Origin of the sequence: uncultured Pedobacter sp. (assembly GCF_913776295.1) — a bacterium.
GTDB lineage: Bacteria > Bacteroidota > Bacteroidia > Sphingobacteriales > Sphingobacteriaceae > Pedobacter.
Map to the genome: position 1 here is coordinate 68,179 of NZ_CAJYOJ010000079.1, position 15,762 is coordinate 83,940.

Genomic DNA, 15,762 nt, shown 5'->3' on the forward strand with positions numbered 1-15,762 from the left:
GTTAATTTTGCTGAGTTTTATACTGTTTTTCCAGGGCTCTGATTTCTTTCTCTCTTGCTTCTCTTTCTTTTTTCAATTGCGCCTCAGATTTTGCCGGCTTTGGCTGTGTTGTTACCGATTGCTTCGGTTTTTCTTTTTTATCCACAGGTTTCGTTTCCTTTGGTTTTGTGGCTGACGTAACCGCCGGCTTTTTTACTTCTGTTTTAACTGATGTTATTTTTTGGGGTTCTAATTTTTTAGGCTCAGTTTTTTTAACTTCAACCTTTCGAATTTCAGTTTTTTTTGGTTCTTCTTTTTTCTGTTGACCGGACCCGGGGCGATCATCCATTGCCGCAACAATTGTACTTCTGATTAAGGAGTCGGTTACACTTCGTTGTATCCTCAAACTATCTGCTGCAGAAATTGTTTTAGCTTTTTTTCCTAATTCTGTAGAATCTCTTCTTTCGCAAACAATTTGGTTGGTATACTTAATATTGATGGTTTTATAAGTATCCCATCCTACCTGTGGCATCGCTTTTTTGTAAAACAACAACAGGTTTTTCATTTTCTTTTCAAGCGAATCGGCATTACCTAAAATAATGCGCTGATTACCGACCCTTGGTATCAGTTCGATATCGTTTTTCTGATCAACTACCACCTGCTCAATCTGTGCCTCCCAGAGTGTATCTTTTTTAATAAACTGTGCAGTTTTATATAAATCTCTTGCGAGTTGTGTGTGTAAAGTATCTACCCTACTACTAAAAACTTCTAAAATATGCCCTGTTGCCACCAGTACATTAGCTGTGAAATTTGACGAAATAGGCATTTTCAGTCCATCATTATCAATGTAGAAATCTTGTCCGTTTTCATTCAATATGCGAAGGATAGGCTGACGCTGTTTTACTTCAATATGCAGTACCCCGTCCATATCCACATATACTTTAGCAAAGCCGATGTAAGGGTTAGACTGCAGTTTTTTCTCGATTTTATGGATATTGATATTTTCGAGGTTACGACCCAAAAGCACACCTTGATCTTCTTTTAGAATTGCGTCGATCTCTTCGCGTTCTATAAAATTATCTGCCCCGGGAATCAGGATCTTAACATCTGTACATTTAACCGTCCGTTTCTTTACATTGATAAAACTCAAAAGCACCACCACCCCTGCCAGGCTGATGAGCCAGGCAAAGCCGGTAAAAATTGCGCTCCAGTTTATCCGTTTAAGCATTGTTCAAAGCATTTTTAAGGGGTTCGATAATCGTGTCGATATCTCCCGCGCCAACTGTTAATATTAATTCAGGCTTCGTATCTTTAACATACTGAACCACTAAATCTTTTTCCTCTATTTTTTTTTCTGTCAGCGTGATTTTATCCAACAAAAACTGAGCATTTATGCCCTCAATCGGCAGTTCTCTTGCCGGATAGATCTCCAAAAGCATGAGTTCGTCTACCGTGCTTAAAACTTTTGCAAATTCATCTGCAAAATCTCTTGTCCGTGTGAACAAGTGCGGCTGGAAAATTACTGTTAACTTTTTGCCTGGATATAACTGTCTTACCGCATCAAAACAAGCCCTAAGTTCTTCAGGATGATGCGCATAATCATCAATATAAATCTGATTGCCATTATTTACAATGTATTCAAAGCGACGTTTAACGCCTTTGAAATTAGCAACAGCTAGTTTTACCTTCTCAGTATCAATACCCAATTGTAAAGCAATGGCAATGGCAACCGTTGTGTTTTCTACATTGTGCTTCCCTGGCAACAGCAGGCTGATATCTCTTATGCTATGGGTATGATCTGTATAATCGAAAACAAATTTCGACCCCTCCACTTTTAAATTTTCAGCTTTTGCCGTTGCCGTTGAACTTAAGCCGTAACTGATGCTTTTCTCCAGCGGCAATCCTTCGTGCGCATAAAGTGTACCTTCGGCTTTGAGCTGGCCAGCAAATAAATGGAAAGATTCTTCCAAATGACTTTTATCTCCGTAAATATCCAAATGATCGGCATCCATCGAAGTAACCACCGCTACATCAGGATGCAGGGTAAGAAACGATCGATCGTACTCATCAGCCTCTACCACCACCACATTATTTTTTCCGAAGAGCACATTACTGTTGTAGTTGCTGGTTATACCACCTAAAAAAGCAGTACAATCATAACCGGTATCTTTTAAAATATGGGCAACAATAGATGATGTAGTAGTTTTACCATGTGTGCCTGCAATAGCAATACAGAACATTCCTTTACTGATAATCCCTAAAACTTCCGAACGTTTTTTAAGCGCAAAACCTTTTGCTATAAAGTGGTTTAAAATGGTCGAATTTTTCGGAATTGCCGGCGTATAAACTACAAGGGTATCATGCTGATAATCCAAAAATTCATTAGGCAATGCAGCGGTTTCATCAAGATAGGTTATCGAAATCCCTTCTTGCGTTAAAGTTTCGGTCAGTTTTGTTTTAGTTTTATCATAACCAGAAACCACCTGTCCGCGTTTAGCAAAATAACGGGCAAGCGCACTCATGCCGATACCACCGATACCTACAAAGAAAACCCTATTTATTTTACTTAATTCCATGTTTTAAGATTTGAGATGGGAGATGGGAGATTTGAGATCTGATTACTCGGCATAACGCCTACTCTCAAATCCAAATTCTCATCTCTCACATCTAGTTTCTCATATCTCTTATTTAATCAATTTCAATACTTCACCGGCAATAATTTCATCCGCCTTTGGCAATGCCATTTTAGCCAGATTCTGGGCCAGTGTTTCGCACTGTTCTTTATTTGTTAAAAGTGCTAATGCTTCTTTTACCAGCATATCTTCTGCAGCGCGATCATTAATTAATATGGCAGCTCCGTTTTTAACCAGCGCCATCGCATTTTTTGTTTGATGGTCTTCGGCTACATTTGGCGAAGGCACCAGAATCACCGGTTTTTTAATCAAACAAAGTTCTGCAATGGTTCCTGCTCCAGCCCGGCTGATAATGATATCGGCGGCGGCATAAGCCAGATCCATTTTATTTAAAAACTCCAGAATCCGAACGTTTGGATGATAATCCATGCCCAATCGTTCTATAATCCCTTTGTAGTAATATTTACCGGTTTGCCAGATTACCTGTACATCCTGCGCAATAATTTCAGCTAAGTGTTTTTCAATTGCCTTATTTAGTGTTCCTGCACCCAAACTTCCACCGGTAACCATAATGGTCTTTTTCAATGGATCCAGCTTTAATAATTCGGCTCCTGCATGGTGCTTGCCTTTAATATCAACTACTTCCTGACGTACAGGATTTCCTGTTTTTAAAATCCGGTCAGCTGGAAAAAACTGTTCCATACCATCAAAAGCGACACAGATTTTCGAAGCCTTTTTACCTAACCACTTATTGGTGATCCCTGCGTAAGAATTCTGTTCCTGTATGAGGTAAGGAATTCCTTTTAACGAGGATGCATACAACAGTGGTCCGGAAGCATAACCACCAACACCAACTACCGCATCAGGTTTAAAATCGCTAATAATCTGTATGGCTTTACGCACACTACCGATTACCTTTAGCGGAAGTGCCAGATTTTTAACAATCGAGCCACGTTGCATACCGCTAATATTCAATCCTATAATTTTATATCCGGCAGCAGGAACTTTTTCCATCTCCATGCGGCCCTGGGCGCCCACAAATAAGATTTCACAGGTTGGAACCATGCGTTTTAGCGCATTGGCTATGGCTACGGCGGGAAAAATGTGCCCGCCGGTGCCACCACCTGATATGATAATTTTTGGGGAATTATTCATTTTAATTGTTTTAATGTTAACTATCTCACTACAAAAGTCACAATAGTGAACAAAAGTTGTTGTTGTTTAATATTAATATTGCCTATTCAGGTAACAGTCTGAATAAATCGTTTACATATGTTTTTTGCCCTTCACTATATAAATTAACTGTATTGAAATTATAAATTATTCCCTTAGGAGAACCTAACAGCTTCATATAAGTAATAATTTGAGCCTCATGAATCGGCATTAATTTATCAACAGACTTTAATTCAACCGTAAGTACATTTTCAATAAATAAATCACATCTCAAATTTGCATCTATAGCCATTCCTTTATAATTTACTGGTACAATCATCTCAGTCATGAAGGAAATCCCTCTTAGTGCTAGTTCATACTTCATGCATTTATGATACGCGCTCTCTAACAATCCAGCTCCGAGAGCCTTATGCACTTCAATGGCAGCCCCATTGACCTGATAAGTTAAATCAGTGAGATATGCTTTACTAGGTATCATTATAACTATTGTGTTCTTTTGTGTCTTTGTGGTTGCTTTTATTTATCCAAATGCAGGTATTTCTCCAACGATCACTTTATTTTTCACTTTATCTTTATCTTCTTTTGTTGTGACACGGGCATTTTCCTCTACATCACGGCTTACGCTCAGAATAATACCAAAAGCCACGCTGGTAAAAATCATGGAGGTACCCCCCATACTGACCAGTGGCAACGGAACTCCGGTTACCGGACCTAAACCAACGGCTACGGCCATATTTGCAAAGGCCTGAATGGTCAGACTGAAACTCAATCCGGCAGCCAGTAGTGCACCGAAAGCCTTGGGTGCCCGGGTTACGATCTTGATACATCGGTATAAAAGCACCAGGTATAGTATCATGATAACAATTCCTCCCACAGTTCCCCATTCTTCAATAATAATGGCGAAAATAAAATCGGAATACGGGTGTGGCAGGAAGTTGCGTTGTGTACTATTACCTGGTCCTTTACCAAAAACACCACCAGTAGCCAGGGCAATTTTTGCCTGATCTGCCTGGAAAGTTTTATCTGAATGCTGCATTTCAGGATGCATAAACGTATTTATACGCGACATGTAGGTTTTTCTCCTTGGTCCTAAAAAGAAAACAAACAACAACAGGACAAAACCTCCTGCACAAACAATTGCGATCTGTTTAATGCTGATCCTACCGATAATTAACAGCAATATACTTACCCCAAACAGCATTAATGCTGTAGACAAATTGGCCAGTGCGATTAAAACAAATACCACACAAACCGAGCCCATAATGGGTATAAATGACTCTTTAACATTCTTAATATTTTCTTGCTTTTTGGTTAACATCCGGGCTAAAAAGGTAATTAACGCCAGCTTGGCCAAATCGGAAGTTTGAAAGGTCAGTCCAATCACCGGTATTTTAACCCACCTGGAAGCATCGTTTAAGTTCGTACCAAATATTAAGGTGTAAAACAACAAAGGAATGGTTACAATCATCAACACTTTCGAGATACCGGCATAATAGCGGTAATCGAGCAGGTGGGCGATATAAATCATACCTATACCCAGCAGCACAAAAATAAGGTGCTTGGTAAGCAACAATTTTTCCACAGCTTCTCCTTTTTTATAAGCCAAAGTGCCCGTTGCGCTGTATACTGCCATAACAGATATAAGCGAAAGCAGGATGATGATCAACCAGATCCATCTATCTCCTTTTGTTTTATTAAGTAGTGCCTGCAACATATATTGAGTCTCTTTTTATAATTCCCTAACTGCCGCCTTAAACTGGTTACCGCGGTCTTCATAATTTTTAAACAAATCAAAACTTGCACATGCAGGTGATAGCAATACGGCATCGCCACGTTTAGCCAGGTGGAAAGCAATTTGTGTTGCTTCTTCTGCCGAAAAAGTATTTACAATTATTTCTACATCATCCTCAAAAGCATCATGAATGCGTTTATTGTCTTTTCCCAGACATACAATAGCTTTTACTTTACTTTTAACCAGATCCTTAAGCATGCCATAATCGTTACCTTTATCAACACCACCCATGATCAGCACGACATCGCTCGTCATACTTTCTAAAGCATACCAGGTAGAGTTCACATTGGTAGCTTTACTATCGTTAATGAAATCAATCCCCGAAATTTTGGCCACATGCTCTAACCTGTGCCCAATATTTTTGAAATTACCCATACTCTCGCGGATGGACTCATTTCTTAATTCTAAAACTTTAGCCACAATACCAGAGGCCATAGAATTGTAAATGTTATGCTTGCCCTGTAAGGCTAAATCTAAAATAGACATGGTTAGTTGGTTATTAGGTTCTGTAAGGATATGTAGCATATTTTCCTCTAGATAAGCACCTTTTTCCACCGGTTTAACAATCGAAAAAGGGTAAGTTTTAGCAAGAGGTTTGGTTATAGCCATGGCTTTCAGGCTTTCTTCGTCGTCTGCACAGTAGATAAAAATATCATCTGCAGTCTGGTTTTGAATGATGCGCATTTTTGATGCTGCGTAATTCTCCAGTTTATAATCGTACCGGTCTAAATGATCGGGTGTAATATTCAATAGAACTGCGATATCTGCCTTAAACTGAAACATATCATCAAGCATAAAACTAGAGATTTCCAGCACATAATATTCATAATCTTCTGTGGCTACCTGGGCAGCAAAACTCTGCCCGATATTACCGGCCAAACCTACATTTAAACCCGCATTTTTTAAGATATGATAGGTTAATAAGCTTGTGGTTGATTTACCATTGGAACCTGTGATGCAAATGGTTTTAGCATTGGTGTATCGTTTGGCAAATTCAATTTCAGAAATTACCGGAATACCTTGAGCAACCAGTTTTTTAACGATGGGTGCTGTCGGCGGGATACCGGGACTTTTAATCACCTCAGTTGCATTCAAAATCAATTCTTCGGTATGCTTTTCAGATTCGTAGGATACGCCAAGCTCTTCTAATGCAGCTTTGTATTGATCACTTATGACATCAAAATCTGAAACAAATACCTCGAAACCTTTGGTTTGCGCCAGCTTTGCTGCACCTACCCCACTTTCACCGGCACCGAGAATAACCACACGGCCCTGCCCGGTCATCGCTGACTTCGTATTGCTTGATGTGATGTTATTCGTGTTCATTGTTTATATTTTAGTATTAGTAATTAGTATCAGGTATCAAGACACTACTATTACACTTTTATTTATTTTTTTATTTTACCGATCTACTTAAACCTTACACCCTCCACCTTTAAACCTTCCACCTTGAATTACCTTAATTTCAATGTTACAATGGTCATAATCGCCAGCATAATTCCGATAATCCAGAAGCGGGTTACAATCTTGGCTTCGTGATATCCTTTTTTCTGGTAGTGGTGATGCAAGGGCGACATCAGGAAAATCCTACGGCCTTCTCCAAATTTCTTCTTGGTGTATTTAAAGTATGAAACCTGCATAATTACGGATACCAGTTCTACCAGGAATATCCCGCATAAAATCGGGATCAGGAGTTCCTTGCGGATCATCAGTGCAAATGCGGCAATGATTCCTCCAATGGCCAGGCTTCCGGTATCGCCCATAAAAATCTGGGCAGGATAAGAATTATACCAAAGGAAGCCAACGCACGCACCAACAAATGCGCCTGCAAAAATCATCAGCTCTGCCGAGTTCGGGATGTACATGATGTTCAGGTAATCGGCCATGATCGTGTTTCCCGATACATAAGCCAAAATCCCGAGGGTAATCCCAATTACAGCAGAAGTACCAGTGGCAAGCCCATCAATACCATCGGTAATGTTGGCTCCATTTGAAACCGCCGTAATGATAAACACCGTAAAAATGAGGAATATGATAAACGCATATTTCTGATAATCGCCGCCTAAAAACTTTAATACCTTGGCATAATCGAACTCATTATTCTTATAAAAAGGCATATTGGTTTTAGTCGATTTTACATCTTGCGTATAGTAAAAGGTTTCACCTTTCTGGCGCAGTACCATCGGAACCGTAGAAGTATTTTTAACATTATCCTGAACGGTTTCTCTCACCACAATATTAGGGTGGAAATACATGGTGGTGCCTACAATTAAACCCAATCCCACCTGACCAACCACTTTAAAACGACCGGCTAAACCTTCCTTATTTTTCTTGAACACCTTGATATAATCATCCAAAAAACCAATTGCACCCATCCAGATCGTGGTGATGACCATCAGAACGACGTAGATATTCGTAATATTCGCGAAAAGTAATGTCGGTATCAGAATACCCAGCAAAATGATGATACCCCCCATAGTTGGCGTTCCCTGTTTCTGCATCTGACCTTCTAAACCTAAATTCCGAACGGTTTCGCCTACCTGTTTTTTATGCAAAAAGTCAATTAACCTACGCCCATATACCGTAGTAATGATCAGTGACAAAATGATAGAAATGGAAGCACGGAAAGTAATGTACTGGAACAACCTTAACCCAGGTATATCGTAATGCTTATGCAGGTATTCGAATAATAAATATAACATTAGCTGATTGGTTTTAATTGTTCAAGTAAAATTTCTTTATCATCAAAATGGTTCCTTACACCATTAATTTCCTGATATTTCTCATGTCCTTTACCCGCAACAAGAATAATATCTCCTGGCTGCGCTAAATGACAAGCCGTTCTTATGGCTTCCCTTCTATCTAAAATGGATAATGTTTTACGTTTATTTGATGGCGAAACCCCAGCTTCCATATCATTAATAATGGTTTGGGGATCTTCCGTACGCGGATTATCGGAGGTGAGGATCACCTTATCGCTCCAATCGCAGGCCACCTGAGCCATTATTGGCCGTTTGGTTTTATCACGATCTCCACCACACCCAATCACCGTAATGACCTGCTCGGTTCCTTTGCGTATATTGCCAATGGTACTCAATACATTTTGAACGGCATCCGGGGTGTGCGCATAGTCTACAATACCGATAATTTTATCAGCAGAAGTTATATAATCAAACCGTCCTTCTGCACCTGATAAACGGCTCAACATCGTCAGCACCCTTAATTTATCCTGCTCCAACAAAACCGCAGTCCCATAAACAGCCAATAGGTTATAGGCATTAAAAGAACCCACCAATTTGAAGTAAACATCCTCGTTATCGATATCCAAATGCAAACCACTAAACTGGTTTTCAATAATTTTCGCCTTAAAATCTGCCAGTTGCTTTAACGCATAAGTCTTTTTATGTGCTTTGGTATTCTGCAGCATCACCATACCGTTTTTGTCATCGATATTTGTCAATGCAAATGCCGTTTTAGGCAGCATATCAAAAAATGCTTTCTTGGCTTTCAGATAAGCATCAAAAGTTTTATGAAAATCTAGATGATCATGCGTCAGATTTGAAAATACTCCTCCGGAGAAAGTTAGTCCTTCTATCCGGTGCTGGGCTACGGCATGCGAACTCACTTCCATGAAACAATAATCGCAGCCTGCGTTTACCATATCCCTTAAAAGTTGATTTAAGGCAATTGGGTTTGGCGTAGTATGCGTAGCTGGAACTACAGTATCATTGATATAATTCTCAACGGTTGATAAAAGCCCGGTTTTATAACCCAGATCTTTAAATAATTTAAAAAGAATGGTCGCAATAGTCGTTTTTCCATTCGTTCCGGTAATGCCAATCAGTTTTAGATCTGCTGATGGATTTCCAAAATAATTACCGGCCATAATCCCTAAGGCAACCGATGTATTTTCAACCTTGATATAAGTAACTGTAAAATCGTGGATTTCTGGCAGATTTTCACAGATAATTACACCTGCGCCCTGCTGAACGGTCTGCTCAATAAACTGGTGCCCATCAGCCAGGGTACCTACCACAGCAAAAAAGATATCGTCTTTACCTACCTTACGCGAATCGAAATTCAGCGCATTGATCTGCCTATCGGTTTTACCAACCAATTCTTTAATCGTTACGCCGTAAAGTAAATCTTGTAATTGCATTTTTTCTATCTTTTTAGTATCAAGTATCCAGAACCAAGTATTAGGAACTTAAGTTATACAACCCTACACCTTAAACCTTCCACCTTAAACCTTCCACCTTAATTCAACTCTATCTGCACACCTAATCCTTTGCCCACTTTTGTACCGGCAGCTATAGACTGACTAACCACTTTGCCCGCCCCGAAAACCCTTGTTTTTAAACCGGCATTTCCCAAAAGATACAAAGCATCTTTCAGCCCCATCCCTGTTACGTTTGGCATTACACCTTTACGCTCGTTGTTTTCCTGGAAAATTGTCCCTGCGCTGGTATCGATAATATTGTAATACTCTGATTTTGAAGCAAAAAGCGGTTTAAAACCGAAAGCCTTATACACTTTTTGAGTCGCTTTACTCTGCCCGGCCTTTGTGGGCGGTGTTCCGGTATTTCCCACCAGGCGTGTAGGTACATCATTGTACATCTGCATATCACTGGCATAAATACGATCAGCAATTTCCCTAAATACCGGACCCGAAACCGTAGCACCATAATAAGCACCCTTTGGATCATTGATCACGACGATCAATGAATACTTCGGCTTATCAGCCGGAAAATACCCTACAAAAGAAGCCTGATATTGCTTATTAGCTTTATATCCCTTATTCGCATCAGCCACCTGCGCAGTACCCGTTTTACCGGCAATCGGATACAATGGATTATAAACCACCTGTTTTCCGCTACCTTCTGTTACCACCCCTTCAAGCATTTTTTTAATTTTGCTCAAGGTAACGTCCGAACAGATTTTATCATTAATTACCCTTGCTTTGAACTGCTCGATCGGATTGCCCAACCTTCTGATTTCTTTTACAAAAATCGGTTGCACCATCTTGCCATTATTGGCCACCGCATTATAGAGGGTCAACATTTTTAATGGGGTTAACTGCATTTCATAACCATAAGCCATCTGGGGAAGGGTCATGTTTTTGTTCCAGCTTTTGTTTGTTTTAGGATTTTTAACCACAGGCCTGGCTTCACCAGGAATCTGCAGATCCATTTTTTGATTTAGGTGCCAATCATACAAATGATCGGTAAATTTTATCGGATCGCTACCATAATGCATGTTGATCAGCTTTGCAATTGCAGCATTGGACGATGTTTCAAATGCTTTTTTTGCGGTAACTGTTTCAATTTTAGGGTGCGAATCTGTAATCAGTTTTCCCGGAATCTGGTAATAACCGGTTCCGATCATCGTATTGGTATCAATTAGTTTATCTTCTAAAAGCGCCATGTAAGAAGCAAGCTTAAAAGTAGATCCCGGATCTTGATTACCGGCAATGGCATAATTAAACTTCTCTTTATATACTCCTTCTTCTACTTTAGAGAAATTGGCCACCGCCCTGATTTCGCCAGTTGCCACCTCCATTAAAATCACTGTACCGTGATCGGCCTGCGACTTAATCAGCTGCTTTTCTAATGCACTCTGAGCAAGGTCCTGCATATTCACGTCAATAGTCGAGATAATATCAGCTCCGTCCTTTGGCGCAACCTCCGCTTCTTCATTTACCGGAATATAAACCCCTCCTGCAATGCGCTGCATCAATCTTTTTCCGGTCTCGCCATTGATATATTCTTTATACGCACCTTCTAAACCTACCCCGTTTGCCACATTTTCGTTTTTATAACCGATGGTACGGGCAGCTAGCGCCTGAAAAGGAAGAATCCGTTTATTCTGCTGCACGGCAATTAAGCCACCACTATATTTACCAATATTATAAAGCGGAAAAGTTCTGATGGTTTTGAGATCAGCATAACCTACCTTACGGTGAATCAATAAGTAACGTGCGCTATCCTGCCTGCCTTTACGCAGGTAACGGGCATATTCCTTAGCTGTTTTATCCTGAAAAATCTGCGATAGTTTATATCCCAGCGAATCTACTTTTTCATTAAATACCTTATCATCAGCAATGCCGCCGGCAAACATATCCATACGCAGCTCGTATTCTGGTATCGAGGTAGCCAGCAAACTGCCATCGTTAGAATAAATATTCCCACGTGTGGCTTCTACATTTACATAGCGTGTAGAAAGACTATCGGCCATAGCCTTCCATTTTTTTCCCTGTACAAACTGCACCTGACCGAGGCGTAAAAACACCGCGAAAGCAAAAAGCACAATTAAGCCAAATGCCAGATATACACGAAGCAAGATGTTTGCTCTAATATTCATCGCTTTTAACAATTATTTTTTTTGGTGGTTCAATCAGTTCTTTTATCCCAAGGGTATCTACTTTTTTAGCAACCTCTGTTAATTTACTTTTAAACATCAGGTCGGCTTTAAGTGATTTATACTCCCATCTTAATTCTTTTACTTCTTTATTTAATTTATCAATACGACGTACATTGTTTACCGCAAAATGGCTGTTGGCGATATAAATCATCCCCAAAAAAGCCAGAAAGCACAAATATGGCAAAGCATCGGTTGCCGCCTCTTTACTTACCAATCCATCATTAAAAAGCTTGCTGATAAAAGAATTGCTATCCATTTTCTCATCAGCAGTTTTTGGCTTCTTGGGCGCAGCTTTTAATTCCGGCTCAGGTCCAGCTTCCTCTTCTTCTATCTCCTCTCTAAACCTGTTCATATTTTTTCTGCAATTCTAAGTTTCGCACTGCGGGCACGATTGTTTTGTGCAATCTCCTCATCCGTGGCTACAATCGCTTTACGCGTAATTACATTAAAAGGCTTTTGCTGATTTCCGAAGAAATCTTTTTCTACCTCACCCTGAAATTTTCCTTTCGCCATGAAGTTTTTAACCGGCCGGTCTTCCAATGAATGATAAGACATCACCACCAAATGGCCACCTGGCTTTAACACCTCAGCCGCTTGCTGTAAAAAATCTTCAAGCACCTGGATTTCTGCATTCACTTCTATCCTAAGCGCCTGAAAAACCTGCGCCAGGTATTTATTTTCTTTACCCTTTGGGATATAAGACGATATCGCCAATTTCAAACTATTGATATCAGTGAAAGGCCGTTCCAAACGCGAGGTCACGATAGCACGCGCTAAAGATTTTGCATTTTTAACCTCGCCGTAAATTCCAAATATCTTGTGAAGCTTATCTTCAGAATAGGTATTCAGGATTTCAGCTGCCGTTAACTCCCGGTGCTGATCCATTCGCATATCCAAATCGGCGTTATGGCGGATGGAAAAACCACGCTCAGGCACATCAAACTGATGGGAAGAAACCCCTAAATCAGCCAGAATACCATCAACCTGCCGGAAACCTTTCAAACGCAGATTATTCTTTAAAAAACCAAAGTTCTGGTCGATAAAAATAAATCGATCATCTGCCGGAATATTAGCCTGCGCATCCGGATCCTGATCAAAAGCAATCAGCCTGCCTTTCGGGCCAAGATGTTTTAAAATCTCTTTCGAATGACCGCCACCACCAAAGGTTACATCAACATAAACCCCATCAGGTTTAATATTTAAACCATCAATACAAGGCCGCAACATCACAGGCACATGGTAATTATTCTCCATCAGCTCCTCCTTTCTTATCGCCCATCACCTTTTGAGCAAGACTGGCGAAATTAGCCGGCACATCATCAAAAATATCTTCGTATGATTTTTTGTCCCAAACCTCAATACGATCTAACTGACAAGCCAACACCAGATCACTACCGATACCCGCATAATCAACCAGCGATTTAGGTAAAAGCACCCGGCCGGCCGCATCAAGCGAAAGTTCGGTTGCCCCACGCGTAAAAGCCCTTACGAAAGCCCGGTTTTCCTGATCATAAATATTAAGCTTAGAAAGATCGGCCACAACAGCGTCCCAAACCTTCCTTGGATAGATAACCAGATTTTTTTCAAAACCACGGTTAATGATCAACCCTTCCTTCTCAGATTCAGGCAATTGTTTCTTAAGCGCAGCAGGCACCATAAGGCGGCCCTTTGCGTCAAGTTTACAATCGAATTCTCCTAAAAGTTGGGTCATAGTGGTATCTACACTTTTTATCTAGTGTAAAAGTAAATAGTTCTACCACTTTTTACCACTTTTTACCACAAAAAAGTTTTCCACATCTTTTTTGTTACATTGATGGCTACCAAATATAGTGACAAGAAGCACTCATACGCAATTAAAAACACATTAATAACTGATAATAAGCAGATTAAAAACAAACGATACAAAAGTGTCACGTTCGCCCATTTTTTACATTGAAATTTAAATAATACTAAAAATGAGCATCTTAATAACTTATTGATAACAAAAATCACCTCTATTTCAATACCAAATTTAAGTGGCGCTCCTCCTATTAATACGGCTTGTTAATACGGCTTGCATTTTCTTCATTTAAACAAAAAGGCCTTGCAGAGATCATCTGCAAGGCCCTTTAACATGGTTGTTATTTGTTATTCATTAATGGCTTTAACGCCTGGCAATTCCTTACCTTCCATATACTCAAGCAGGGCACCACCACCAGTAGAAACATAACTCACTTCATCTTCCATACCGAATTTGGCAATCGCAGCAGCTGAATCGCCACCACCAATCAAAGAAAAAGCGCCATTATCTTTGGTTGCAGCCACTACCGCATCGGCAACGGCTTTAGTACCCACCTGGAAGCTTTCCATTTCGAAAACACCCATTGGTCCATTCCATAATAAGGTTTTAGAATTCTTGATTACATCCTGAAATAGTTCAGCCGTTTTAGGACCAATATCCAAGCCCATCCAATCGGCCGGGATATGACCTGCTGCAACATCTTGTTTAGCGGCATCGTTGGCAAATTTGTCTGCAATAACGGTATCAATTGGTAAAATCAGGTTTACGCCTTTAGCTTTCGCTTTTTCGATCAGTTCTAAAGAAAGTTCCTGTTTATCAGCCTCTAACAACGAAGTACCAATTTCTCCACCTTGTGCTTTTGCAAATGTATAGGCCATACCGCCACCAATAATCAGGTTATCAACTTTTTCCAACAATTTCTCGATCAAAAGAATTTTATCAGATACTTTAGCACCACCCATAATTGCTGTGAAAGGTCTTTCGGCATGGTTCAGAATTTTCTCTGCATTTTCTACTTCCGAAGCCATCAAATAACCAAAGTATTTAGCATCTGGGAAAAACTGCGCGATAATTGAAGTTGAAGCATGTGCACGGTGTGCAGTACCGAATGCATCGTTAACATAAACATCGCCTAATTTTGATAATTTCTCTGCAAAGGCTACATCACCTTTTTCTTCTTCTTTGTAAAAACGAAGGTTTTCTAACAATAACACTTCACCCGATTTTAAATCAGCCGCCTGTTTTACTGCACTTTCGCCAATACAATCGTCGGCAAACTTAACGTCAACACCAATAAGAGCAGATAAATCAGATAAAATGTGTTTTAAAGAATATTTATCGGTAGGACCGTCTTTTGGGCGACCTAAATGAGACATCAAAATAACCGCGCCGCCATCTTTTAAAATTTTGCTGATGGTAGGCAATGCAGCCCTGATCCTTTTATCATCGGTAATTTTAAATTCATCGTCTAAAGGCACGTTAAAATCAACCCTTATTAATGCTTTTTTATCTTTAAAGTCAAATTGGTCAATGGTGTTCATGATTAATTATTTTTGATTTAAGTTTAATTTCATTTCGTAATGGAAACCGATGCCAGGAATATCAAACTCCGGCGATTCGGTAGTGAAGCCGATTTTTTTATAAAAAGCTGCTGCTGTTGAGCGGGCATTGCACCATAAATAGTCGGTTTTATATTCTTTCAGATATTCGATAGCAAAGGTAACCAATGCCGCCCCGTATCCCCTGCCTTCTGCATTTGGATGTGTGGCCATTCCCCTTAACTGATAGCCTTCACCTTCTTCCGGAAAAAAATCATTGCGCATAAATGTAGCAACAGATTTAATTTCGCCATCCTTCAAGAATCCCAGATGAAAGGTATCATAGGCCAGGTCGCCTTCAAAAACGCAAGCTTCGAGTGGTTTGCCGTTCCTTAAAACCAGGCTTCTTAAAGGTAGAACTTCTTCAGGAAGGATAAATTTGACCAT

Annotated in this window: 14 protein-coding genes; all 14 read right to left on the minus strand. The window is 40.0% G+C overall.

Going from position 1 to position 15,762, the window contains the following annotated elements; translation table 11 throughout:
• Window position 1 precedes the first annotated feature (1 nt).
• Window positions 2-1,207, minus strand: coding sequence for a cell division protein FtsQ (locus QZ738_RS18895; protein WP_293789474.1), 1,206 nt, complete (start codon window positions 1,205-1,207; stop codon window positions 2-4).
• On the minus strand, window positions 1,200-2,555 hold the full coding sequence (murC, locus tag QZ738_RS18900; protein ID WP_293789476.1) for a UDP-N-acetylmuramate--L-alanine ligase: 1,356 nt from the start codon (window positions 2,553-2,555) through the stop codon (window positions 1,200-1,202). Before murC ends, QZ738_RS18895 begins: the two co-directional genes overlap by 8 nt.
• Window positions 2,556-2,663: 108 nt before the next feature.
• Window positions 2,664-3,767 (minus strand): undecaprenyldiphospho-muramoylpentapeptide beta-N-acetylglucosaminyltransferase, encoded by a 1,104-nt coding sequence (gene murG / locus QZ738_RS18905; RefSeq protein ID WP_293789477.1) that lies wholly within the window; start codon window positions 3,765-3,767, stop codon window positions 2,664-2,666.
• A gap of 82 nt (window positions 3,768-3,849) precedes the next feature.
• On the minus strand, window positions 3,850-4,263 hold the full coding sequence (locus QZ738_RS18910) for a GxxExxY protein (RefSeq protein ID WP_293789479.1): 414 nt from the start codon (window positions 4,261-4,263) through the stop codon (window positions 3,850-3,852).
• A gap of 42 nt (window positions 4,264-4,305) precedes the next feature.
• The gene (locus tag QZ738_RS18915; RefSeq protein ID WP_293789481.1) at window positions 4,306-5,499 is read right to left on the minus strand and encodes an FtsW/RodA/SpoVE family cell cycle protein; all 1,194 of its coding nucleotides are present in this window, start codon (window positions 5,497-5,499) and stop codon (window positions 4,306-4,308) included.
• 15 nt (window positions 5,500-5,514) lie between these two features.
• Entirely contained in the window at window positions 5,515-6,903 is a 1,389-nt protein-coding gene (gene murD / locus QZ738_RS18920; protein ID WP_293789483.1) for a UDP-N-acetylmuramoyl-L-alanine--D-glutamate ligase, read from the minus strand.
• A 128-nt stretch (window positions 6,904-7,031) separates the two neighbouring features.
• Window positions 7,032-8,279: a phospho-N-acetylmuramoyl-pentapeptide-transferase gene (mraY, locus tag QZ738_RS18925; protein ID WP_293789485.1), complete on the minus strand. Its 1,248-nt coding sequence runs from the start codon at window positions 8,277-8,279 to the stop codon at window positions 7,032-7,034.
• Window positions 8,279-9,736 (minus strand): UDP-N-acetylmuramoyl-L-alanyl-D-glutamate--2,6-diaminopimelate ligase, encoded by a 1,458-nt coding sequence (locus QZ738_RS18930; protein ID WP_293789487.1) that lies wholly within the window; start codon window positions 9,734-9,736, stop codon window positions 8,279-8,281. Before QZ738_RS18930 ends, mraY begins: the two co-directional genes overlap by 1 nt.
• A gap of 98 nt (window positions 9,737-9,834) precedes the next feature.
• The gene (locus QZ738_RS18935; RefSeq protein ID WP_293789488.1) at window positions 9,835-11,937 is read right to left on the minus strand and encodes a penicillin-binding protein; all 2,103 of its coding nucleotides are present in this window, start codon (window positions 11,935-11,937) and stop codon (window positions 9,835-9,837) included.
• Window positions 11,927-12,349, minus strand: coding sequence for an FtsL-like putative cell division protein (locus tag QZ738_RS18940; protein WP_293789490.1), 423 nt, complete (start codon window positions 12,347-12,349; stop codon window positions 11,927-11,929). The genes QZ738_RS18935 and QZ738_RS18940 overlap by 11 nt, the downstream gene beginning before the upstream one ends.
• Window positions 12,346-13,251 (minus strand): 16S rRNA (cytosine(1402)-N(4))-methyltransferase RsmH, encoded by a 906-nt coding sequence (gene rsmH / locus QZ738_RS18945; RefSeq protein ID WP_293789492.1) that lies wholly within the window; start codon window positions 13,249-13,251, stop codon window positions 12,346-12,348. Before rsmH ends, QZ738_RS18940 begins: the two co-directional genes overlap by 4 nt.
• Window positions 13,241-13,708 (minus strand): division/cell wall cluster transcriptional repressor MraZ, encoded by a 468-nt coding sequence (gene mraZ, locus QZ738_RS18950; protein ID WP_090982477.1) that lies wholly within the window; start codon window positions 13,706-13,708, stop codon window positions 13,241-13,243. The genes rsmH and mraZ overlap by 11 nt, the downstream gene beginning before the upstream one ends.
• 416 nt (window positions 13,709-14,124) lie before the next feature.
• Window positions 14,125-15,318, minus strand: coding sequence for a phosphoglycerate kinase (gene pgk, locus QZ738_RS18955; protein ID WP_293789495.1), 1,194 nt, complete (start codon window positions 15,316-15,318; stop codon window positions 14,125-14,127).
• 6 nt (window positions 15,319-15,324) lie between these two features.
• A complete protein-coding gene (locus tag QZ738_RS18960) occupies window positions 15,325-15,762 on the minus strand; it encodes a GNAT family N-acetyltransferase (RefSeq protein WP_293789497.1) in 438 nt (145 codons plus the stop codon).

Bases quoted from the DNA above. Each gene is read 5' to 3' on its own strand.
- QZ738_RS18895 (WP_293789474.1), bottom strand. From the start codon at position 1,207: ATGCTTAAACGGATAAACTGGAGCGCAATTTTTACCGGCTTTGCCTGG.
- QZ738_RS18960 (WP_293789497.1), bottom strand. From the start codon at position 15,762: ATGGTCAAATTTATCCTTCCTGAAGAAGTTCTACCTTTAAGAAGCCTG.
- murG (WP_293789477.1), bottom strand. From the start codon at position 3,767: ATGAATAATTCCCCAAAAATTATCATATCAGGTGGTGGCACCGGCGGG.
- rsmH (WP_293789492.1), bottom strand. From the start codon at position 13,251: ATGGAGAATAATTACCATGTGCCTGTGATGTTGCGGCCTTGTATTGAT.
- mraY (WP_293789485.1), bottom strand. From the start codon at position 8,279: ATGTTATATTTATTATTCGAATACCTGCATAAGCATTACGATATACCT.
- murC (WP_293789476.1), bottom strand. From the start codon at position 2,555: ATGGAATTAAGTAAAATAAATAGGGTTTTCTTTGTAGGTATCGGTGGT.
- QZ738_RS18935 (WP_293789488.1), bottom strand. From the start codon at position 11,937: ATGAATATTAGAGCAAACATCTTGCTTCGTGTATATCTGGCATTTGGC.
- murD (WP_293789483.1), bottom strand. From the start codon at position 6,903: ATGAACACGAATAACATCACATCAAGCAATACGAAGTCAGCGATGACC.
- QZ738_RS18915 (WP_293789481.1), bottom strand. From the start codon at position 5,499: ATGTTGCAGGCACTACTTAATAAAACAAAAGGAGATAGATGGATCTGG.
- QZ738_RS18910 (WP_293789479.1), bottom strand. From the start codon at position 4,263: ATGATACCTAGTAAAGCATATCTCACTGATTTAACTTATCAGGTCAAT.
- QZ738_RS18930 (WP_293789487.1), bottom strand. From the start codon at position 9,736: ATGCAATTACAAGATTTACTTTACGGCGTAACGATTAAAGAATTGGTT.
- mraZ (WP_090982477.1), bottom strand. From the start codon at position 13,708: ATGACCCAACTTTTAGGAGAATTCGATTGTAAACTTGACGCAAAGGGC.
- QZ738_RS18940 (WP_293789490.1), bottom strand. From the start codon at position 12,349: ATGAACAGGTTTAGAGAGGAGATAGAAGAAGAGGAAGCTGGACCTGAG.
- pgk (WP_293789495.1), bottom strand. From the start codon at position 15,318: ATGAACACCATTGACCAATTTGACTTTAAAGATAAAAAAGCATTAATA.